The organism is Actinomadura roseirufa (assembly GCF_900659635.1).
In the GTDB taxonomy this organism is placed as follows: domain Bacteria; phylum Actinomycetota; class Actinomycetes; order Streptosporangiales; family Streptosporangiaceae; genus Spirillospora; species Spirillospora roseirufa.
On record NZ_CAACVB010000178.1, the window covers coordinates 1 to 16,322 of the forward strand.

The 16,322-nt window shown below is 74.5% G+C and carries 16 protein-coding genes; 8 read left to right on the top strand and 8 right to left on the bottom strand.

Translation table 11 applies throughout. The features are described from left to right. Window positions 1-450 precede the first annotated feature (450 nt). The 7 genes from E1291_RS29120 (at window position 451) to E1291_RS29150 (ending at window position 8,256) form a co-directional block, all read left to right on the top strand. Window positions 451-2,466, top strand: a complete 2,016-nt coding sequence (locus tag E1291_RS29120) for an APC family permease (RefSeq protein ID WP_242614440.1) — start codon at window positions 451-453, stop codon at window positions 2,464-2,466. Window positions 2,467-2,690: 224 nt separating this feature from the next. Next, complete coding sequence (locus E1291_RS29125) at window positions 2,691-3,524, top strand: NUDIX hydrolase (protein ID WP_131741280.1); 834 nt, start codon at window positions 2,691-2,693, stop codon at window positions 3,522-3,524. Further along, window positions 3,521-4,585: a protein kinase family protein gene (locus tag E1291_RS29130; RefSeq protein ID WP_242614441.1), complete on the top strand. Its 1,065-nt coding sequence runs from the start codon at window positions 3,521-3,523 to the stop codon at window positions 4,583-4,585. The genes E1291_RS29125 and E1291_RS29130 overlap by 4 nt, the downstream gene beginning before the upstream one ends. Window positions 4,586-4,630: 45 nt before the next feature. Further along, entirely contained in the window at window positions 4,631-5,602 is a 972-nt protein-coding gene (locus E1291_RS29135) for a hypothetical protein (RefSeq protein WP_131741281.1), read from the top strand. Window positions 5,603-5,614: 12 nt separating this feature from the next. Further along, window positions 5,615-6,964 (top strand): adenylosuccinate synthetase, encoded by a 1,350-nt coding sequence (locus E1291_RS29140; RefSeq protein WP_131741282.1) that lies wholly within the window; start codon window positions 5,615-5,617, stop codon window positions 6,962-6,964. Between the two features lie 23 nt (window positions 6,965-6,987). After that, window positions 6,988-7,707, top strand: a complete 720-nt coding sequence (locus E1291_RS29145; protein ID WP_131741283.1) for a 3-keto-5-aminohexanoate cleavage protein — start codon at window positions 6,988-6,990, stop codon at window positions 7,705-7,707. 168 nt (window positions 7,708-7,875) lie between these two features. Next, window positions 7,876-8,256 (top strand): STAS domain-containing protein, encoded by a 381-nt coding sequence (locus E1291_RS29150; RefSeq protein WP_131741284.1) that lies wholly within the window; start codon window positions 7,876-7,878, stop codon window positions 8,254-8,256. A 3-nt stretch (window positions 8,257-8,259) separates the two neighbouring features. On the opposite strand, the gene E1291_RS29155 is transcribed toward E1291_RS29150, so the two are convergent. Together E1291_RS29155 and E1291_RS29160 are read right to left on the bottom strand one after the other, a co-directional pair. After that, window positions 8,260-8,550, bottom strand: a complete 291-nt coding sequence (locus E1291_RS29155; protein WP_131741285.1) for an MTH1187 family thiamine-binding protein — start codon at window positions 8,548-8,550, stop codon at window positions 8,260-8,262. Window positions 8,551-8,563: 13 nt separating this feature from the next. Continuing rightward, the gene (locus tag E1291_RS29160; RefSeq protein WP_207401000.1) at window positions 8,564-8,950 is read right to left on the bottom strand and encodes a DUF7715 family protein; all 387 of its coding nucleotides are present in this window, start codon (window positions 8,948-8,950) and stop codon (window positions 8,564-8,566) included. A 137-nt stretch (window positions 8,951-9,087) separates the two neighbouring features. On the opposite strand from E1291_RS29160, the gene E1291_RS29165 reads away from it, so the two are divergent. Then, entirely contained in the window at window positions 9,088-9,861 is a 774-nt protein-coding gene (locus tag E1291_RS29165; protein ID WP_131741287.1) for an enoyl-CoA hydratase-related protein, read from the top strand. A gap of 17 nt (window positions 9,862-9,878) precedes the next feature. Here E1291_RS29165 and E1291_RS29170 read toward each other — a convergent pair whose 3' ends face one another. The 6 genes from E1291_RS29170 to E1291_RS29195 form a co-directional block, all read right to left on the bottom strand. Beyond that, window positions 9,879-10,646, bottom strand: a complete 768-nt coding sequence (locus E1291_RS29170) for a carboxymuconolactone decarboxylase family protein (RefSeq protein WP_131741288.1) — start codon at window positions 10,644-10,646, stop codon at window positions 9,879-9,881. After that, window positions 10,643-12,124: a flavin-containing monooxygenase gene (locus E1291_RS29175; protein ID WP_131741289.1), complete on the bottom strand. Its 1,482-nt coding sequence runs from the start codon at window positions 12,122-12,124 to the stop codon at window positions 10,643-10,645. The genes E1291_RS29170 and E1291_RS29175 overlap by 4 nt, the downstream gene beginning before the upstream one ends. Further along, window positions 12,124-13,326, bottom strand: a complete 1,203-nt coding sequence (locus tag E1291_RS29180; protein ID WP_131741290.1) for a GDSL-type esterase/lipase family protein — start codon at window positions 13,324-13,326, stop codon at window positions 12,124-12,126. The genes E1291_RS29175 and E1291_RS29180 overlap by 1 nt, the downstream gene beginning before the upstream one ends. Next, a complete protein-coding gene (gene hutU / locus E1291_RS29185; protein WP_242614442.1) occupies window positions 13,323-14,990 on the bottom strand; it encodes a urocanate hydratase in 1,668 nt (555 codons plus the stop codon). The genes E1291_RS29180 and hutU overlap by 4 nt, the downstream gene beginning before the upstream one ends. Before the next feature lie 61 nt (window positions 14,991-15,051). Next, a complete protein-coding gene (locus E1291_RS29190; protein WP_131741291.1) occupies window positions 15,052-15,666 on the bottom strand; it encodes a PadR family transcriptional regulator in 615 nt (204 codons plus the stop codon). A 74-nt stretch (window positions 15,667-15,740) separates the two neighbouring features. Next, the coding region (locus E1291_RS29195) for a thiamine pyrophosphate-dependent enzyme (RefSeq protein WP_242614443.1) at window positions 15,741-16,322 on the bottom strand (582 nt) is incomplete at its 5' end.

Consider the following 16,322-nt stretch of genomic DNA (forward strand, 5'->3'; position numbering starts at 1 on the left):
GCCGGGCCCCCGCCCGTCCCCGCGCCCGCCGTCGCGGCGCCGGCCGCCGCGGGCGCGACGAGGGCGGCGGTCATGGCGAGCGAGGCGGCCAGGGCCGTGCGGCGGAGGGAGCGCGAGGACGACGGGCAGCGTGACACCGGACCTCCTGGGGAACGCGGCGCCCCTACCGTGCCACCGATCTCCGCCGGGCGCCACCGTCCACTCCGCCCGAATTGAATGCCGCAGACCCGCCGGAACGATACCGCCGCAAAGGCAACGGATGCTCGCCGAGTGTGAGCGATCAGTTTCACCGTGATGTCCGGCTGCGGTTTGGCACCATCCGGCAACACCAACACGGCATCAATCCAGGGGAAATCATTGCGATTATGCTCATACCTGGTGAATTCTTAGGGACCTTCGACCAGCCGGATCCCGTGAACAGCGGCACGGGCCCGGCCTGGGGGGACACCTATGACCTGGGACATCCGCATGCGCAACAACATGTTCCGGCGCCTGCCCGTCGAGCAGGCGACCGGCCGGCTCTACGGCGGCCGGCACCGGCTCCGCGTCGTCTACCGGACCCGCGATCTCATCGTGCTCGGACTCGGAGTCATGATCGGCTCCGGTATTTTCAAGATCTCCGGACAGCAGGCGGCGACCACGGCCGGCCCGGCGGTGATCATTTCCTTCCTGATCGCCGGCGGCGTCTGCCTGCTCGCCGCCCTGTCCTATGCCGAGCTCTCCTCGATCATTCCGGTCGCGGGCAGCGCCTACTCCTTCAGCTATGTCGCCTTCGGCGAGGTATGGGCGTGGGTCGTGGGCTGGGCCCTCGTCCTGGAATTGCTGCTGGCCGCGTCCGTGGTCGCGCGCGCCTGGTCGCTGTACGCGACGCAGGCGCTCGCCGACTTCGGCGTGCCCGTCCCGGACTGGCTCGGCGGGATCATCGGGCAGGAGAAGGGCTTCGACCTGTTCGCCCTCGGCATCCTGGTGCTGCTCATCACGATGCTCGCCACCGGCAGCCGGATGAGCCTGCGCAGCCTGTGGTTCATGGTGATGGCCAAGCTGATCGTCATCGGGCTGGTCATCGCCACCGGGCTGAAGTTCTTCCACCCGGGCAACCTGAAGCCGTTCGTGCCGCCCGCCCAGCCCGCGCCGCAGGACGCCCAGACCGTCCTGGACGCGCTGCTCGGCGCGGTCACCGGCAGCCGGCCCGAGGTGTTCGGCATCTGGGGGGTCTTCGCGGCGGCGCCGGCGATCGCGTTCGCCTACATCGGCTTCGACCTGATCGCGACCACCGCGGAGGAGACCGACGACGCGCCGCGCGCGGTGCCGCGCGGCATGATCACCAGTCTGCTCATCGCCGTGGTGCTGTACGTCGGCGTGGCGGTCGCGATGGTCGGCATGGTCTCGTTCAAGGACGTGGACGCGGGCAAGCCGCTGCTCGCGGCGGCCTTCAGCGGCGTCGGCGCGGACTCGATGGGCAAGATCATCGATATCGGCGCGGTGATCGCGCTGACCACGGTGATCCTGGTGGTGCTGATCAGCCTGACCCGGGTGGTCTTCTCGATGTCGCGGGACGGGCTCCTGCCCCGGCCCATCGCGGGCATGAGCCGGTACAAGGTCCCGTCCCGCGCGACGCTCGTCGCCGGCGGCGCGGCGGTCGTGATGTCGCAGACCATCGACGTGCTGACCCTGGAGCAGATGGTGGTGATCGGGACGCTGTTCGCGTTCCTGTTCGTCGCCGCAAGCGTCCTCGCCCTGCGCCGCGACCGGCCGGACCTGCACCGCCCGTTCCGCGTCCCCGCGGCGCCGCTCACCGCGGTCGCGACGATCGTGGCGACCGCCTGGCTGATGCTGAACCTCAAGGTCCAGACGTGGGGCTACTTCACGGTCTGGATGGCCGTCGGGATGGTCCTGTACCTGATCTACGGGCGGCGCAAGAGCCAGATGCGGCTGCTGCTGGACGCGCCGGCGCCCGAGCGTCCCGTCGCCGCGCCGATGGTCGCGGCGCCGCCGCCCGGCGGCGGGGCGTTCCTGGCCGCCCCGCAGACCGCCTCCTGGCAGTCCGCGCCCGCGCCGTACGGGCCGGGCCCGCGCGGCGGGCAGGCGTCGGGGGGCTACCTCGGGCTGGGGCAGCAGGCGTCGGGGGCCCACGGCCCGGGCGTCTCACCGGCCGAGCCCCGGCAGAGCCCGCCGCCCGCGGGACCGTATCCGGCCGGGCGGCACTCGTCCGGCCAGTACTCGGCGGGGACCGGCTCGACGGGCCAGTACCCGGTGGGCCGGCACAGCGGCCAGTACTCCCATGACCCGGCCGCTTCCGGCCCGGCCACGGACCCGTACACGGCCGATCCGGACGCGCCCGGCCCGTATTCCGGGGATCCGGCCGCATCCGGCCAGTACGCGGCCGACCCCGGGCACAGCGGCCCGTGGCAGGGCGAGGAGCATCCGGAGCCGCCCTCCCCCGGCGGCGGCCGGCACCGCCGCTGACCCGCCTTCTCCACGCGAGAGCGCCGCCTCCCTCCCGGGACGCGGCGCTCTTTCGCTGTGCGGCCCTCTTGCGCTGTGCGGCCCTGCGCACGAGCCCTCCCCCGCTCGGGGCCTGGACATCGGGCAGCCGTCCGGGTTATGTTCTTCTCAGATCGAGATGAACTCACTATGAGATTGACTCAGACTGAGCTTCACCCAGGGAAGCGACGGAGGGAGACGCGCGGATGGCCCCGGACCCGAGGCACGATGAGGGCGAGTTCCTCGCGAACTACGACCCTCGCGACTACGACCCCGTGGCCGTGACGGTCGACGTCGTCGCCCTCACCATCCGCGACGGCGCCCTCCACGTCCTGCTGGTCCGCCGCGGGACCGCCCCCTACGCGGGCATGTGGGCGCTGCCCGGCGGGTTCGTCCAGGCCGGCGGGCCCCTCCAGGGCCACGACGCCGAGGACCTGCCCGCGGCGGCGGTCCGCGAGCTGGCCGAGGAGACCGGCCTCAGCGCCAAGGGCGGCGCGCTCGGCCGCGTCCACCTGGAGCAGCTCGGTACCTACGGCACGCCGGGACGCGACCCGCGCATGCGCGTCATCTCCGTGGCCTACCTCGCGTTCGCCCCGGAGCTCCCCGACCCGGAGGCGGGCGGCGACGCCGCCGACGCGGCCTGGGTCGCGGTGGGGGCGCTCGGCCTGACCGAGGCCGCCGGGCAGCGCCCCGGCACCACCCGGCGGCTCGCGTTCGACCACGCGCGGATCCTCGCCGACGGCCTGGAGCGGGCCCGCGCCAAGCTGGAGTACACCCCGCTCGCGACGGCCTTCTGCGGCGGCGAGTTCACGATTCCCGAGCTGCGCGCCGTCTACGAGGCGGTGTGGGGCGAGGAGCTGCACGCCGGCAACTTCCACCGGAAGGTGCTGTCGGTGCCCGGGTTCGTCGAGAGCACCGGCGCGACGTCCGACCGGGGCGGCCGGCGCGGCGGCCCCCGCCCGCGGCTGTACCGGCCGGGCGACGCCCGCCTGCTGCACCCCGCCTTGCTGCGGCCGAGCCGTGAGGAGGAGATCCGGTGACCACCGACCTGGACGAGGCGCTGGCCCGGCTCGGCCGCGTCCGCGCGCCGGGCGACCTGTTCGGCGCCGACGCCGCCGAGGCTGCGCGGCGGTACCGGCGGCTGGCGCGGCTCGTCCACCCCGACGCCACCTCCGGCCGGACCCGCGAGGCGTTCGTCCGGCTCAACGCCCTCTGGCGGGCCTACAAGGAGGCGGACGCCGCGGTCATCACCACGGGCCGCCGCGCCTACCGGCTCACCACCGCGCCGCCGGTCCACGGCGACCTGGCGGAGCTGTACGAGGCCGAGACCGGGCCCGCGCCGCGCCGGGTGCTGCTGAAGATGCCGCGCGACCGGCGCGACGGCGACCTGATCGAGCGCGAGGCGGCCGCGCTGCGCCGGCTGCGCGCCGACGGCGACCCGCGGCTGCGGCCGTACGCGCCCGAACTCGTCGAGTCGTTCCGGCACCGGGACGCGGCGACCGGCGCCGAGCGCCGCGTCAACGCCCTGGCCGCGCTGGACGGCTTCCACAGCCTCGAGGACGTCGCGGCCGCGCACCCGGACGGCCTGGACCCGCGCGACGCCGCCTGGATGTGGCGGCGGCTGCTCGTCGCGCTCGGGTACGCGCACCGCGCGGGCGTGCTGCACGGCGCCGTCCTGCCCGATCACGTCCTGATCCACCCGGCCGAGCACGGCCTCGTCCTGGTCGACTGGTGCTACTCCGTCACGTCGCCGGCGCGCGGCCCCTACGCCGACCGCGGCGGCCGCGTCCCGGCGCTGGTGGACCGGTACGCCGGCCTGTACCCGCCCGAGGTCGCCGCCCGGCGCCCCGCTGGCCCCGGCACCGACATCGCGATGGCCACCGGCTGCATGACCCGGCTGATGGGCGAGCGGGCGCCGAAGGCCCTGCGCTCGTTCGCGCGGGGCTGCCTGCCGCCCGCGCTCGGACGCCGCCCGTCCGACGCCTGGCGGCTGCTCGCCGAGCTCGACGACCTGCTCGGCCGGCTGTACGGGCCGCGCCGGTTCCGCCCGTTCCACCTGCCGCCCCGCACCCCGTCCGGCGCTCCGGCGCCCGGACGCTGACGGCGGCCGGCCACCGGAGACGTCCGATCACCGAAGGAGACGACCATGGGAAGCGGACACTGGTCCACCGACGTCTACACCGCGCGCGCGGGCTACCGCGCGTCGACGGGCGCGAGCGCCTTCGCCTACAGCGACGGCGGCGCCACCACCGTCCACCCCGACCTCGACCCCCGGGGCGTGACCGCCAGGGAGAGCCGCGACTCCGACGACCACCCCGAGTCGCTGGCCATCGCCGTGCTGTTCGACGTGACCGGCTCGATGCGCGGCGTGCCGCGCACCCTGCAGACCAAGCTCCCCGACCTGCTCGGGCTGCTGCTGCGCAAGGGGTACGTGGAGCACCCGCACATCCTGTTCGGCGCCGTCGGCGACGCCACGTGCGACCGGGCCCCGCTGCAGATCGGCCAGTTCGAGGCCGACAACCGGATGGACGACGACCTCGGCAAGATCCTGCTGGAGGGCGGGGGCGGCGGCCAGATGACGGAGTCCTACGAGCTGGCCATGTACTTCATGGCGCGGCACACCGCGATCGACTGCTACGAGAAGCGGGGCAGGCGGGGCTACCTGTTCATGATCGGGGACGAGCTGGCCTACCCGCGGGTGAAGCGGCACGAGGTCGCCGCCGTCATCGGGGACGAGCCCGCCGAGGACCTGCCGCTCGCCGCGCTGGTCGGCGAGCTGCAGCGGATGTACGAGGTGTACTACATCATCCCCGAGGGCGCGGGCCACGCGGGGAGCCGGAAGCTGAGGGACTTCTGGCAGGACCTCCTCGGCCAGAACGTCCTGTACCTGGACGATCTGGACGCGGTCTGCGAGACCATCGCGCTGACCATCGGGCTCGCCGAGGACGCCATCGACCTCGGCGAGGGCCTGGAACACCTGGAGGAGGCCGGCTCGGAGGCGGGCGCGTCGGTCTCGCGCGCCCTCGCCCGGCTGGACGCCTCGCGCGCTCCCGTCGCGTCCTCGGCCGCGCCTCCCGGGCTGGACGCGTCCGGTCCGTCCACCACGACCCGGCTCTGAGCGGGGACCGCGATGGGGCACGTCATCGTCGTCGACCTCGGATTCGGGGACGCGGGCAAGGGCACGGTCGTCGACCGGCTCGCCCGCGAACCCGGGGTCGCGGCGGTCGTCCGGTTCAACGGGGGCGCCCAGGCGGCCCACAACGTCCACCTGGCGGACGGGTGGCGCCACACCTTCGCCCAGTTCGGCTCGGGGACGTTCACGCCGGGCGTGCGGACGCACCTGTCGCGGTTCATGCTCGTCGACCCGCTGGCCCTCGCCGCCGAGGCGGCGCACCTCGGGCGCCTCGGCGTTCCGGACGCCCTCGACCGGCTGACCGTCGACCGCGACGCGCTGCTGACGACGCCCTACCACCGGGCCGCCAACCGCGCCCGGGAGACGGCGCGGGGCGGCGGGCGGCACGGCTCGTGCGGCGTCGGCGCCGGTGAGACGGCGGCCTACGCGCTCGGCCACGACGACGCGCCCCGGGCGGGCGACTGCCGGTCGCCCGCCCGGCTGCGGCGCCGGCTCGCGGCGCTGCGCGACTGGTACCGGGAGTCGTTCCCCGGCGGCGAGGAGGTGCCCGCCGTGGAACCGTGCGCGGAGGCGTTCACCGCGTTCGGGGAGCGGGTCCGCCTCGTCGGCGGCGGGTACCTGCGGCGGCTCCTGCGGGAGGGGGACGTGCTGTTCGAGGGCGCGCAGGGCGTCCTGCTCGACGAATGGCACGGCTTCCACCCGTACACGACGTGGTCGACGACCACGTTCGCCAACGCCGAGACCCTCCTCGGCGAGGCGGGCGCCACGGCGGCGCGGCTCGGGGTGCTGCGCGCGTACGCGACGCGCCACGGGCCCGGCCCGTTCGTCACCGAGGACCCGGCGCTGCGGACGCGGCTCCCCGAGCCGGACAACACCGAGGCCCGCTGGCAGGGCCCCTTCCGCGTCGGCCACCTCGACCTGGTCGCGCTGCGATACGCGCTGGACGTGACCGGCGGCGTGGACGGCCTGGCGGTCACGCACCTGGACACCGCGGGGGCGTGTCCCGGGCTGCGCGCCTGTCACGCCTATCTCATGGAAGGGACCCGCGGGGCGGACGGCCGGGTCGAGCGCCTCCCGGTGGGGACGCCGGGCGACCTGGACCGCCAGTCGGCGCTGACCCGGCGGCTGCGCGCCGCCCGTCCCGTCCTCACCCCGCTCGGCCGCCCGGAGCGGACGGTCGAGGAGGCCCTGGGCGCGCCGGTGGTCCTTCGCTCCTACGGTCCGACGGCGGCGGACAAACGATTCCACGGCGCCTTTCCCGGCGCCTTCCCCGGCGCCCTGCCAGGTGACCGGGCCCGGCGGACCGCCGGCGTCCGCGGAGAGGCACCCTGCGCTACCGTCCCCTGACCGCGGCCTGAGATGATCGGACCATGCTTCAGGTCTGCCCGAACGGGTCCCGGAGCCGGACCGACCACCTCGCCGTCCCGGTCACCCCGGCGGAGATCGCCGCGGCCGTGCGCTCCGCCGCCGACGTCGGCGCGGAGGACGCGCACGTGCACCCGAAGGACGGCACCGGCGCCGACACGCTGGACGCCTTCCACGTCGGCGCCGCCGTCACCGCCGTCCGCGCCGCCGCGCCGGGCCTGCCGGTCGGCGTCACCACCGGCGGATGGACCGCGCCCGATCCGGCCGAGCGGGTCGCGCTCGTGCGGTCCTGGACGGTCCTGCCCGACCACGCCTCGGTGAATTGGCACGAGGACGGCGCCGAGCGGATCGCCGAGGCGCTGCTGGAACGCGGCGTCGGCGTCGAGGCGGGCATCTACTCCGGCACCGACGGCGCCGAGCGCTTCCTGCGCTGGCCCTACCGCGACCGCGTCCTGCGCGTCCTCGCCGAGATCGAGGACGCCGACCCGGGGTCGGCCTCCGAGACCGCCAGGGAGCTCCTGCACGCCCTCGGCACCGGCCACGAGCGGCCGATCCTGCTGCACGGCGTGGACGGCGGCGCCTGGCCGGTGCTGCGGCTCGCCGCCCGCCGCGGCCTGGACACCCGCGTCGGGCTGGAGGACGCCCTCGCCCTCCCCGACGGCACCACCGCCGCCGACAACACCGCCCTCGTCCAGACCGCGCGCGCCCTCATCGCGGCGATCTGACGCCCGTCGCGGCCGGAACGACGGCGGCACCGCCGGGACGGCGCGCGACACGGCCGGCACCGCTCACCTGCCCGTACTCGGGGGGACCCGAATCCCCGCCAAAGGCTTGGCAACGGTACGTATCCGCGTCATGCTTTTAAGTGACCGGCCACCTGATGCGAGGGGCACATGGACCGCGCAACCGTCGACATGGTCGTCGTGGACGGCGACCGGCACATCATCGTATTGCTGAGCGGGGAGATGGACCGGGCGTCGTCTCCGCGCGTCCGCGACCGTCTCCGGGCGCTCGCGCGGCGCCCCCTCGTCGTGGACGTCGCGGGCGTGTCGTTCTTCGACTCCGAGGGCATGCGCGCGGTCTCGCAGTGCGCCCGCGAGTGCGAACGGCAGGGCACCGCCCTGGCGCTGGTCGGCGTGCGCCCGTTCGCCGCCCGGATGTTCCGGGTGCTCGGCCTCGACCGGCACATCCCGCTGTGCGCCACGGTGGAGGAGGCGCTGTGGTGCGTGGTCCCCCGCACCGACGCCGAGATCAGGGCGTGGCTCGACGGCTGACCGTCAGGCCAGATGCCGCTCGACGCTCTCGACCTTCGATTCCAACGCCCCGGTCACTCCGGGGCGCAGGTCGGCCTTCACCACCAGGCTCACCCGCGGCGCCCGCGCCGCGACCGCGTCGGTGGCCGCCTTGACCACCGCCATCACCTCGTCCCACTCCCCCTCGATCGTCGTGAACATGGCGTCGGTGCGGTTGGGCAGGCCGCTCGCCCGCACCACCCGCACCGCCTCCGCGACGAGCGCGCCGACTTCCTCACCCGCGCCGAGCGGGGTCACCGAGAACGCGACCAGCACCGCGCACCTCCGTTCAAGGCTGGACGACCTGACGTACCACGATCTCATCCAGCCGCCGCTCGACGATCACCCCCACCGGCCAGTCCCGCACGAGGCAGCGCAGCAGCGCCGCCTCGTGCTCGGCGAACGACGGGTCGCAGCCCTGCTGCTCCAGGCTCGACCGGATCGCCTCGACGTAGTCGGCGTCGGCGAACCCCGGCACCTCCCGGACCATCGCGGTCGTCGTCGCCCGGTGCGAGTTGAGCCCGGCGAACGACCGCCCGCACCCGCAGCCGCCGTCGGGGTCGTCCCGGTCGCGGGCGCACACCATCCCGATGTGCACGAGCTCCCCCTCGACGCACCAGTCGAAGTCGTTGTCCCGGTATCCCTGGCTGGAGTCGGTGGCGGTGAGCAGTTTCAAGGCCGAACCCCCTACGTCCGCGGACCCGCCCACGGTACGACGCGGGTCCGACATCCCGGCCCGGCCGTTCGGGCGGCCTCTGGGACGGCCGTTCGGCGGCCTTTCGGATGGCGGGACCGTGACGTAACGTCACGAACATGAGCGAAGCCAGCGATGTCCTCGTCCGGCGGGACGGCGCCCACGCCACCATCACCATGAACCGGCCCCGCCGCCGCAACGCCCTGTCGCGCACCTTCCTGCTCGAGCTCACCGGCGCGTTCCGCGACGTCGCCGGCACCGACGCCCTCGGCGTCGTCCTCGCCGCCGAGGGCCCGGTGTTCTCCGCGGGCCACGACTTCGCCGACATGGCCGGCGCGTCCCACGCCGACGTCCGCGACCTGCTCCTGATCTGCACCGAGCTGATGCGGACGATCCAGTCCGTCCCGCAGGTCGTCATCGCGCGGGTGCACGCGCTCGCGACCGCGGCGGGCTGCCAGCTCGTCGCGAGCTGCGATCTCGCGGTCGCCGCCGAGAGCGCCGGGTTCGCGATCCCCGGCGGCAGGGGCGGCTGGTTCTGCCACACCCCGCTCGTCGCCGTCGCCCGCAACGTCGGCCGCAAGCGCGCCGCCGAGATGGCCCTCACCGGCGAGGTCGTCGACGCCCCCACCGCCGCGGCGTGGGGCCTGGTCAACTACGCCGTCCCCGATGAGGACCTCGACAAGGCCGTCCTCGACCTGCTCCAGCGCGCCACGCAGGGAAGCCCGCGCAGCAAGGCCCTCGGCAAGCAGGCCATGTACGCCCAGTTCGACCGGCCCGAGCAGGACGCCTACGCCTACGCCGTCGAGGTCATGGCCGCCTCCAGCCAGACGCCGGAGGCGCAGGAGGGCATGAGCGCCTTCCTCGGCAAGCGCCGCCCCGACTGGCCCGCCTGACCCGTCCCGGCCCCCGGTCAGCCGGTGCCCTCCCGCCGGTCCAGCTCGTCCAGCTCGTCCAGCAGGATGGGCACGCCCACCTCCAGCGTCTGGATCCCGATCGTGCTGGCGATCTGCAGGACGCAGGAGATCTCGGCCGGGGTGGCGCCGTGCCGGACGGCGTTGGCGATGTGGACCTTCAGCCCGGCGGTGAACAGGTGCGTGGCCGAGGCGTCGATCGCGATGTAGATCAGCTCCTTGACCTTGGGGGCCAGCACGCCCCGGCTCCAGGGGACGGCGGAGAAGTGGAGATAGGCGGCGAAGAAGCCGGGCGCGTGCCGCAGCACGTCCTCCCAGGCGGCGTCCCAGTAGCCGCGGCGGCGGACGAACTCGGCCTTGAGCTCCGCGCGGCGCGCGCCGCCCTCCTGTCCGGCCTCGTCCCCGCCGGGCGGAGCGGGAAGTTCGGACAGCAGCGGGAAGCCGGTGGAGGCCGCGTGGATCCCGAGCACCGCGACGAGCTGGAAGGTCTCCATGATCTCCTCGCGGGTCGCGCCGTGCTCCAGCGCGCCGCGCACGTGCCGCCGGATCCCCGGCTCGTGCAGGTGGGTCACCGCGGCGTCGACGGCGAGCGCGACCAGCGCGCGCGTCCGGGCGTCGAGCGCGCCGTGCCTCCCGGGGGCGTCCGCCAGCTCGGCGCAGGCGGCGTAGAACTCGGGGTCGGCGTCGCGGAGCGCCCGCAGGCCGGGGAGGATCCCCTCCCCGCCCGGCGCGGCACCGGGCTCGCCCGGCTCCCCCGGGCCGTTCACCGGCGCCCCACGAGGCCGAGGAACGGCAGCGCCTTGGTCAGCAGGTAGTACTCGCCGTGCGGTTTGGGCCACTGCGTGACGTTCCGCCCGCTCTCGGAGTGGTAGTAGTTCGTGCAGTTCGCCTCCATCGCCGAGGCGTGCCGGTGGATCTGCCGGTCGACCCACCCGACCCAGCGCTCGGCGGCGTCACGACGGGTGTCGACGGCGCGCAGCCGCCGCCTCCTCATCCGCGCGACGACCCGCGCGACCACCTCGGCCTGGCGTTCGAGCTGCGCGATGATGGAGAAGCCCCCGTTGGTGTTGGGCCCGTACAGCATGAAGAAGTTGGGGTGGCCGGGCACGGTGATGCCGAGGAACGCCTTCGGGTCGTCCTTCCAGGTGTCGTGCAGGGAGACGCCGCCGATCCCGCGCACGTCCAGGGACGCCAGGAAGCGCGTCGCCTGGAACCCGGTGGCCAGCACGAGCACGTCGACCTCGCGCTCGGTGCCGGTGGCGTCCACGATCCCCGTCGGGGTCACCCGCGTCACCGCGTGCGGGACGAGCTCGACGTCCGGCCGGTTGAGCGCCGGGTAGAAGCCGCTCGCCGCCACCGGCCGCTTGCACCCCCACGGGTAGCCGGGGGTCAGCGCCGCGCGCGTCGCCGGGTCGTCCACCGCGCTCTCGATGTACTCGCGGCACTGCCGCAGCATGCGCTGCTGCCGCTTCCCGTGCAGGTCGTACCCCTTGAACATGACGCGGAACTGGTAGAACAGCCGCAGCCGGCGGGCCTTCTGGACGAGCGGGAACCGGCGGAACAGCTCCCGTTCACGCGGCGTGAAGTCGCGTTCGCCCTTGGGCAGGATCCAGCCGGGCTGCCGCTGGAAGACGTAGAGGTGGCCGGCCCGTCCCGCGAGCGCCGGGACGACCTGGGTCGCGGTGGACCCGGTGCCGACCACGGCGACCCGCTTGCCGGTGAGGTCGTGCCCGGATTCCCACCGCGCGGTGTGGAACGCCGGGCCCTCGAACCCGGAGAGCCCCGGCCACTCCGGCAGGCGGGGGCTGTTGAGCAGGCCGAGGCAGCTGACCACCACGTCGAAGAACTCGCACGAGCCGTCGGCCAGCCGCACCTCGTAGCGGGCCGCGGTGTCGTCCCAGATCGCCGACTCGACGCGGACACCGAACCGGCAGTGCCTCCGGAGGCCGAACCGGTCGAGGACGTGCTCGGCGTACTTCTGAAGCTCCGCCTGCCCGGCGTGGGTGCGGCTCCAGTCATAGGTCAGGAAGGAGAAGGAGTAGGCGTGCGAGGGGATGTCGACCTCGCAGCCGGGGTAGCGGTTGTCCCACCACGTGCCCCCGGGTCCGTCGGACTGCTCGAAGATGGTGAACCGGGACAGCCCCTTCTTCCGGAGCTTCACCGCGGTGGCGATGCCACCGAACCCGCAGCCGATGATCGCCACCCGCGGGCCGAGGGTCCGCCGTCCGTCTTCTGTTCGATTCATCAGGTATCCACACCGGCCTCACAGTCCTCCGCCGCCGCGCCGGGCACGGCGGCGGTCCTTTCCCGGAACCTCTCGCCGGGACCGCCGTCCAGTCCGGGCCACAGGCCGGACGGCCCGAACACCTGGTCGTGGAAGCGCTCCGCGATCCGCTCGTATCCGGCCGCGTTCGGATGCAGCCCGTCGTACAGGTCACCGGCGTCGGCGGCGCCGAACAGCGCGCGCCCGTCGAGCTGGAACAGCCACGGGTCGTCCCGCGCGCGCACCGCCACGACCTCCTCGACCAGGGTCCGTATCCGGCCGAGGCTCAGCCCGTCCGTCCCGCCCCGGGCGACGTACTGCCCGGTGCCGCCCTGGAGGGTGGGCCCGGCGCGGTCCTCGGCGGTCGGGCAGATGATCGGCGAGACCACCAGCAGCGGCGTGCGCGGATGCCCGTCGCGGACCGTGTCGAGGAAACCGTGCAGCGCGGGACCGAACGTGCGCTCCTTGAACGAGTCGAGGTTCTGGACGTTGACGCCGACCTTGAGGGTGACGACGTCCGCGGGCAGGTCACGGATCGTCCGCGCGACGAAGGGGTCGAGGTGGCAGTTCCCGGCGAAGGCCAGCGAGGTCAGGTCGAGTCCCGCGCGCCGGGCCACGCGCGCCGGCCAGGTGCTCGCCGGGCCGCCGGCCTCGGCGCACTGGCTGATGGAACTGCCGTAGTGCACCCATCGGGGGCCCTGCCGCCGGCCCGGTTCCACCGCGCCGTCGGCGCGCAGCCCCCGCAGTTCGACGACGGCCGCCTGGGGCAGCCACAGCTCGACGTCCTTCCAGCCGCCGCCGAGCCCGCCGAAACGGATCGTCTCCGGCGGGCCGTGCTCGGTCTCGACGACCTCGCCCGCCCGGACGACGCACCGGTCGCCGTGCAAGACCGGCCTGGATACGACCCGGCCGCCGTCGACGACCGCGTCGAACTCCACGGGGAAGAACGGGAAGTGGGCGTTGCGGAACCGGGTCACGAGGACGTCCAGCTCCAGCGTGCTCGCGTCGGTGCGCAGGACGAGCCGCACCCCGGCAGGGCGCGGCACCATCAGCCGCAGGTACGGGTCGGTCAGCCGCGGCCGGGTCCAGGCGGGCAGCCGCCGCGGGATCAGCCCGGTGGCGGTGCGCTCCAGGTCGAGCGCGCCCGCGAGGAGCACCGCCGCGCCGGTGAGGTCGATCCTCATCCGAACCACCGCAGCCCGCTCGCCCGGACGGCGTCTGCCGCCGCCGGGTACCCCGCGTCGGCGTACCGCATGATCCCGATGCCGGTGTCCGCGGTGAGCGCCGTCGTGATCCGCTCGCCCGCCGCCGCCGTCCCGTCGGCGACCAGCGTCACCCCGGCGCTCTGCATGTATCCGGCGTAGCCGCCCCCGCCCGCGTGGATCGCGACGAGGTCGGCGCCCGAGCCCGCGGTGAGCAGCGCGTTCAGCAGCGGCCAGTCGGAGACCGCGTCCGATCCGTCCGGCATGTTCTCGGTCTCGCGGAGCGGCTGCGCGACCCCGCCCGCGTCGAGGTGGTCGCGGGTGAAGGCGACCGGGCCGCGCAGCGCGCCGCTCCCGACGGCCTCGTTGACCAGCAGCGCGAGCCGGGCGCGCTCGCCGTGCGCCAGCCACGAGATGCGCGCCGGCAGGCCCTCCTGCCGCACGTACCGGCGCGCCTTCGGGATCCACCGCCCGACCAGCGGGTTGTCCGGGAACTCGCGCACCACCAGCGCGTCGATCGCGTCGATGTCGGCCGGGTCGCCGGACGCCGCCGCCCACCGGAACGGGCCGAGGCCGCGGCAGAACAGCGGCCGGATGTACCGCTCGATGAAGATCGGGATGCGGAAGGCGTCGACGCCCTCCTCGGCCGCCTGGGCGCGCAGGTTGTTGCCGTACTCGAAGACGACCGAGCCCGCGTCCTGCCAGGCGAGCATGCACTCCACGTGCGCCGCGATGGAGACGCGGGCGCGGCGGCCGAGCTCGCCGGGGTCGCTCTCGCGCAGCGCCGCCGCGTCGGCGGTGGACATCCCGGCGGGCACGTAGCCGTACAGCAGGTCGTGGGCGGGCGTCTGGTCGGTGACGACGTCCGGGACCACGCCCCGCGCCCGCAGCTCGGGGAGCACCTGGGCGGCGTTGCCGAGCAACCCGATCGAGGCGGGTTCGCCCGCCTCGATCGCGGCGTCCGCCCACTCCACGGCCTCGTCGATCGACTCGGTGCCGCGGTCGAGATAGCCCGCGTCGACGCGGCGCCGGATCCGGTCCGGGTCCACCTCCGCGCACAGCGCGACGCCACCGGCCATGACGGTGGCCAGCGGCTGGGCGCCGCCCATGCCGCCCAGCCCGGCCGTCACCACGAGCCGCCCGGCCAGCGAGCCGCCGAAGTGCTCGTCGGCGACGGCGGCGAGCGTCTGGTAGGTGCCCTGGACGATGCCCTGCGACCCGATGTACTGCCAGTCGCCCGCCGTGTACCCGCCCCAAGCGATCAGGCCGCGGCGTTCCAGCTCGTAGAAGTGCTCGCTGGTCGCCCAGCGCCCGACCAGGTTGCTGTTGGCCATGACGACCAGCGGCGCCCTCGTGCCCGTGGGGAACACCCCGATCGGCTTGCCGGACTGGACGACGAGGGTCTCGTCCTCCTCAAGCTCCGTCAGCGCCTCGATGATCCGCTTCAGCGCGGTGCGGTCGCGCGCCGCCTTGGCCAGCCCGGCGTAGACGATGAGCTCGCCGGGACGCTCCGCGTGGACCAGCGTGTTCTCGAGCATCCGCAGCAGGGTCTCCTGGCGCGGGCCCCGGCACCGCCGTCTCCGTCCGGCGAAACCGCCGGACGGGGCGTCACCCATGCCCCCGTCGCTCGTCGCACCGTCGCTCATGACCCCGTCACCCCCATTGCCGCCGCGGGTGTGCGCGGCCGTCGCGGGAGCGAGGGCGCGATCAGCCGGGCGCGCGCTCCGCCGCCCCGTCCGGGACCCCGCCGGAACCGTCCGGCGCGGCGACCCGGGTGCGGCTCAGGGCACCGCTCACGCCCGCCTCGCGGACGTCGCTCCAGAACGACACGCACGCCTCCTCGATCCGCACGCCGAGGACGAGCGGCGCCACCCGTTTCTCCAGGTCGGGGACGTCGACGAGCCTGTCCAGCGTCTGCCGGAAGCCGTCCAGGCGCTCCCGGTGGTACCGGACCTGCGCCGCGGCGAGCCGCTCCACCGTCCCGTCGTCGCCCAGCTCGCTGAAGAACAGCTTCAGCTCCGCCTCGTTGCGCACCTGGAAGACCTCGGTGCCGGGGTCGGCGAGCCAGTCGCGCAGCGCCGCGCGCCCCTCCGGCGTCAGGGAGTAGGTGCGGCGCCGGCGTCCGCCGGCCTCGGCCGACTCGGCGAGCAGTCCCGCCTCCGCGAGCCGCTTCGGCTCGACGTACAGCTGGCTGTGCGGGAACGGCCAGAAGTAGCCGACCGAGCGGTCGACCGCGCGCTTGAGCTGGTAGGACGAGCTCGGGCCGCGCAGGCCGATCAGCCCCAGCACGAGGTAGGAGCTGGACGAGAGAGTGATCCCCATAGGTCGAACTGTACCGTCCATAATGGAAGGTCAACACGGCGTGCTCCTCTCGTCGGGGGACCGGAAGGGGCGGCTCAGCTCAGCAGCTGCCTGCCGCCGGCCCGGCGCTTCATCGGGGCCAGAGCCGCCAAGTCGATCTCGATCAGGTACGGCCCGGACCCGGCGGCGGACCGGGCGAACGCCGCGGCGAAGCCGCCGGGGTCCGCGACCGCCTCGCCGGGCACGCCCATCGCCGCCGCGAGCGCCACGAAGTCGGGCGTGTGCAGGTCGACGTCGTTGCGGGCCCCGCCGAAGGTGGCGCTCTGGACGTCGCGCAGCACGCCGTACCCGCGGTCGTTGAACACGCAGACCGTCACCGGCGCGGCCACCTGGGCGAGCGTCGCCAGCTCGCCGATCGAGAGCATGATGCCGCCGTCGCCGTGCACGACCACCGTCCGCTCGCCGGCGCCGACGGCGGCGCCGAGGGCCAGCGGCAGGCCCGGGCCGATCGCGGCGGAGGCCGGGTGCAGCGACGTGCGCGGCGCCAGGATCGGCAGCAGCCGGTCGCCCCAGGCGTAGGCGGGCACGGTGGAGTCGCGGACGACCACGCCCGCGCGCGGCAGCTCACGGCGGACCGCCTCCATGATCGCGCGGTGGTCGGGGCCCAGCGCCGCCAG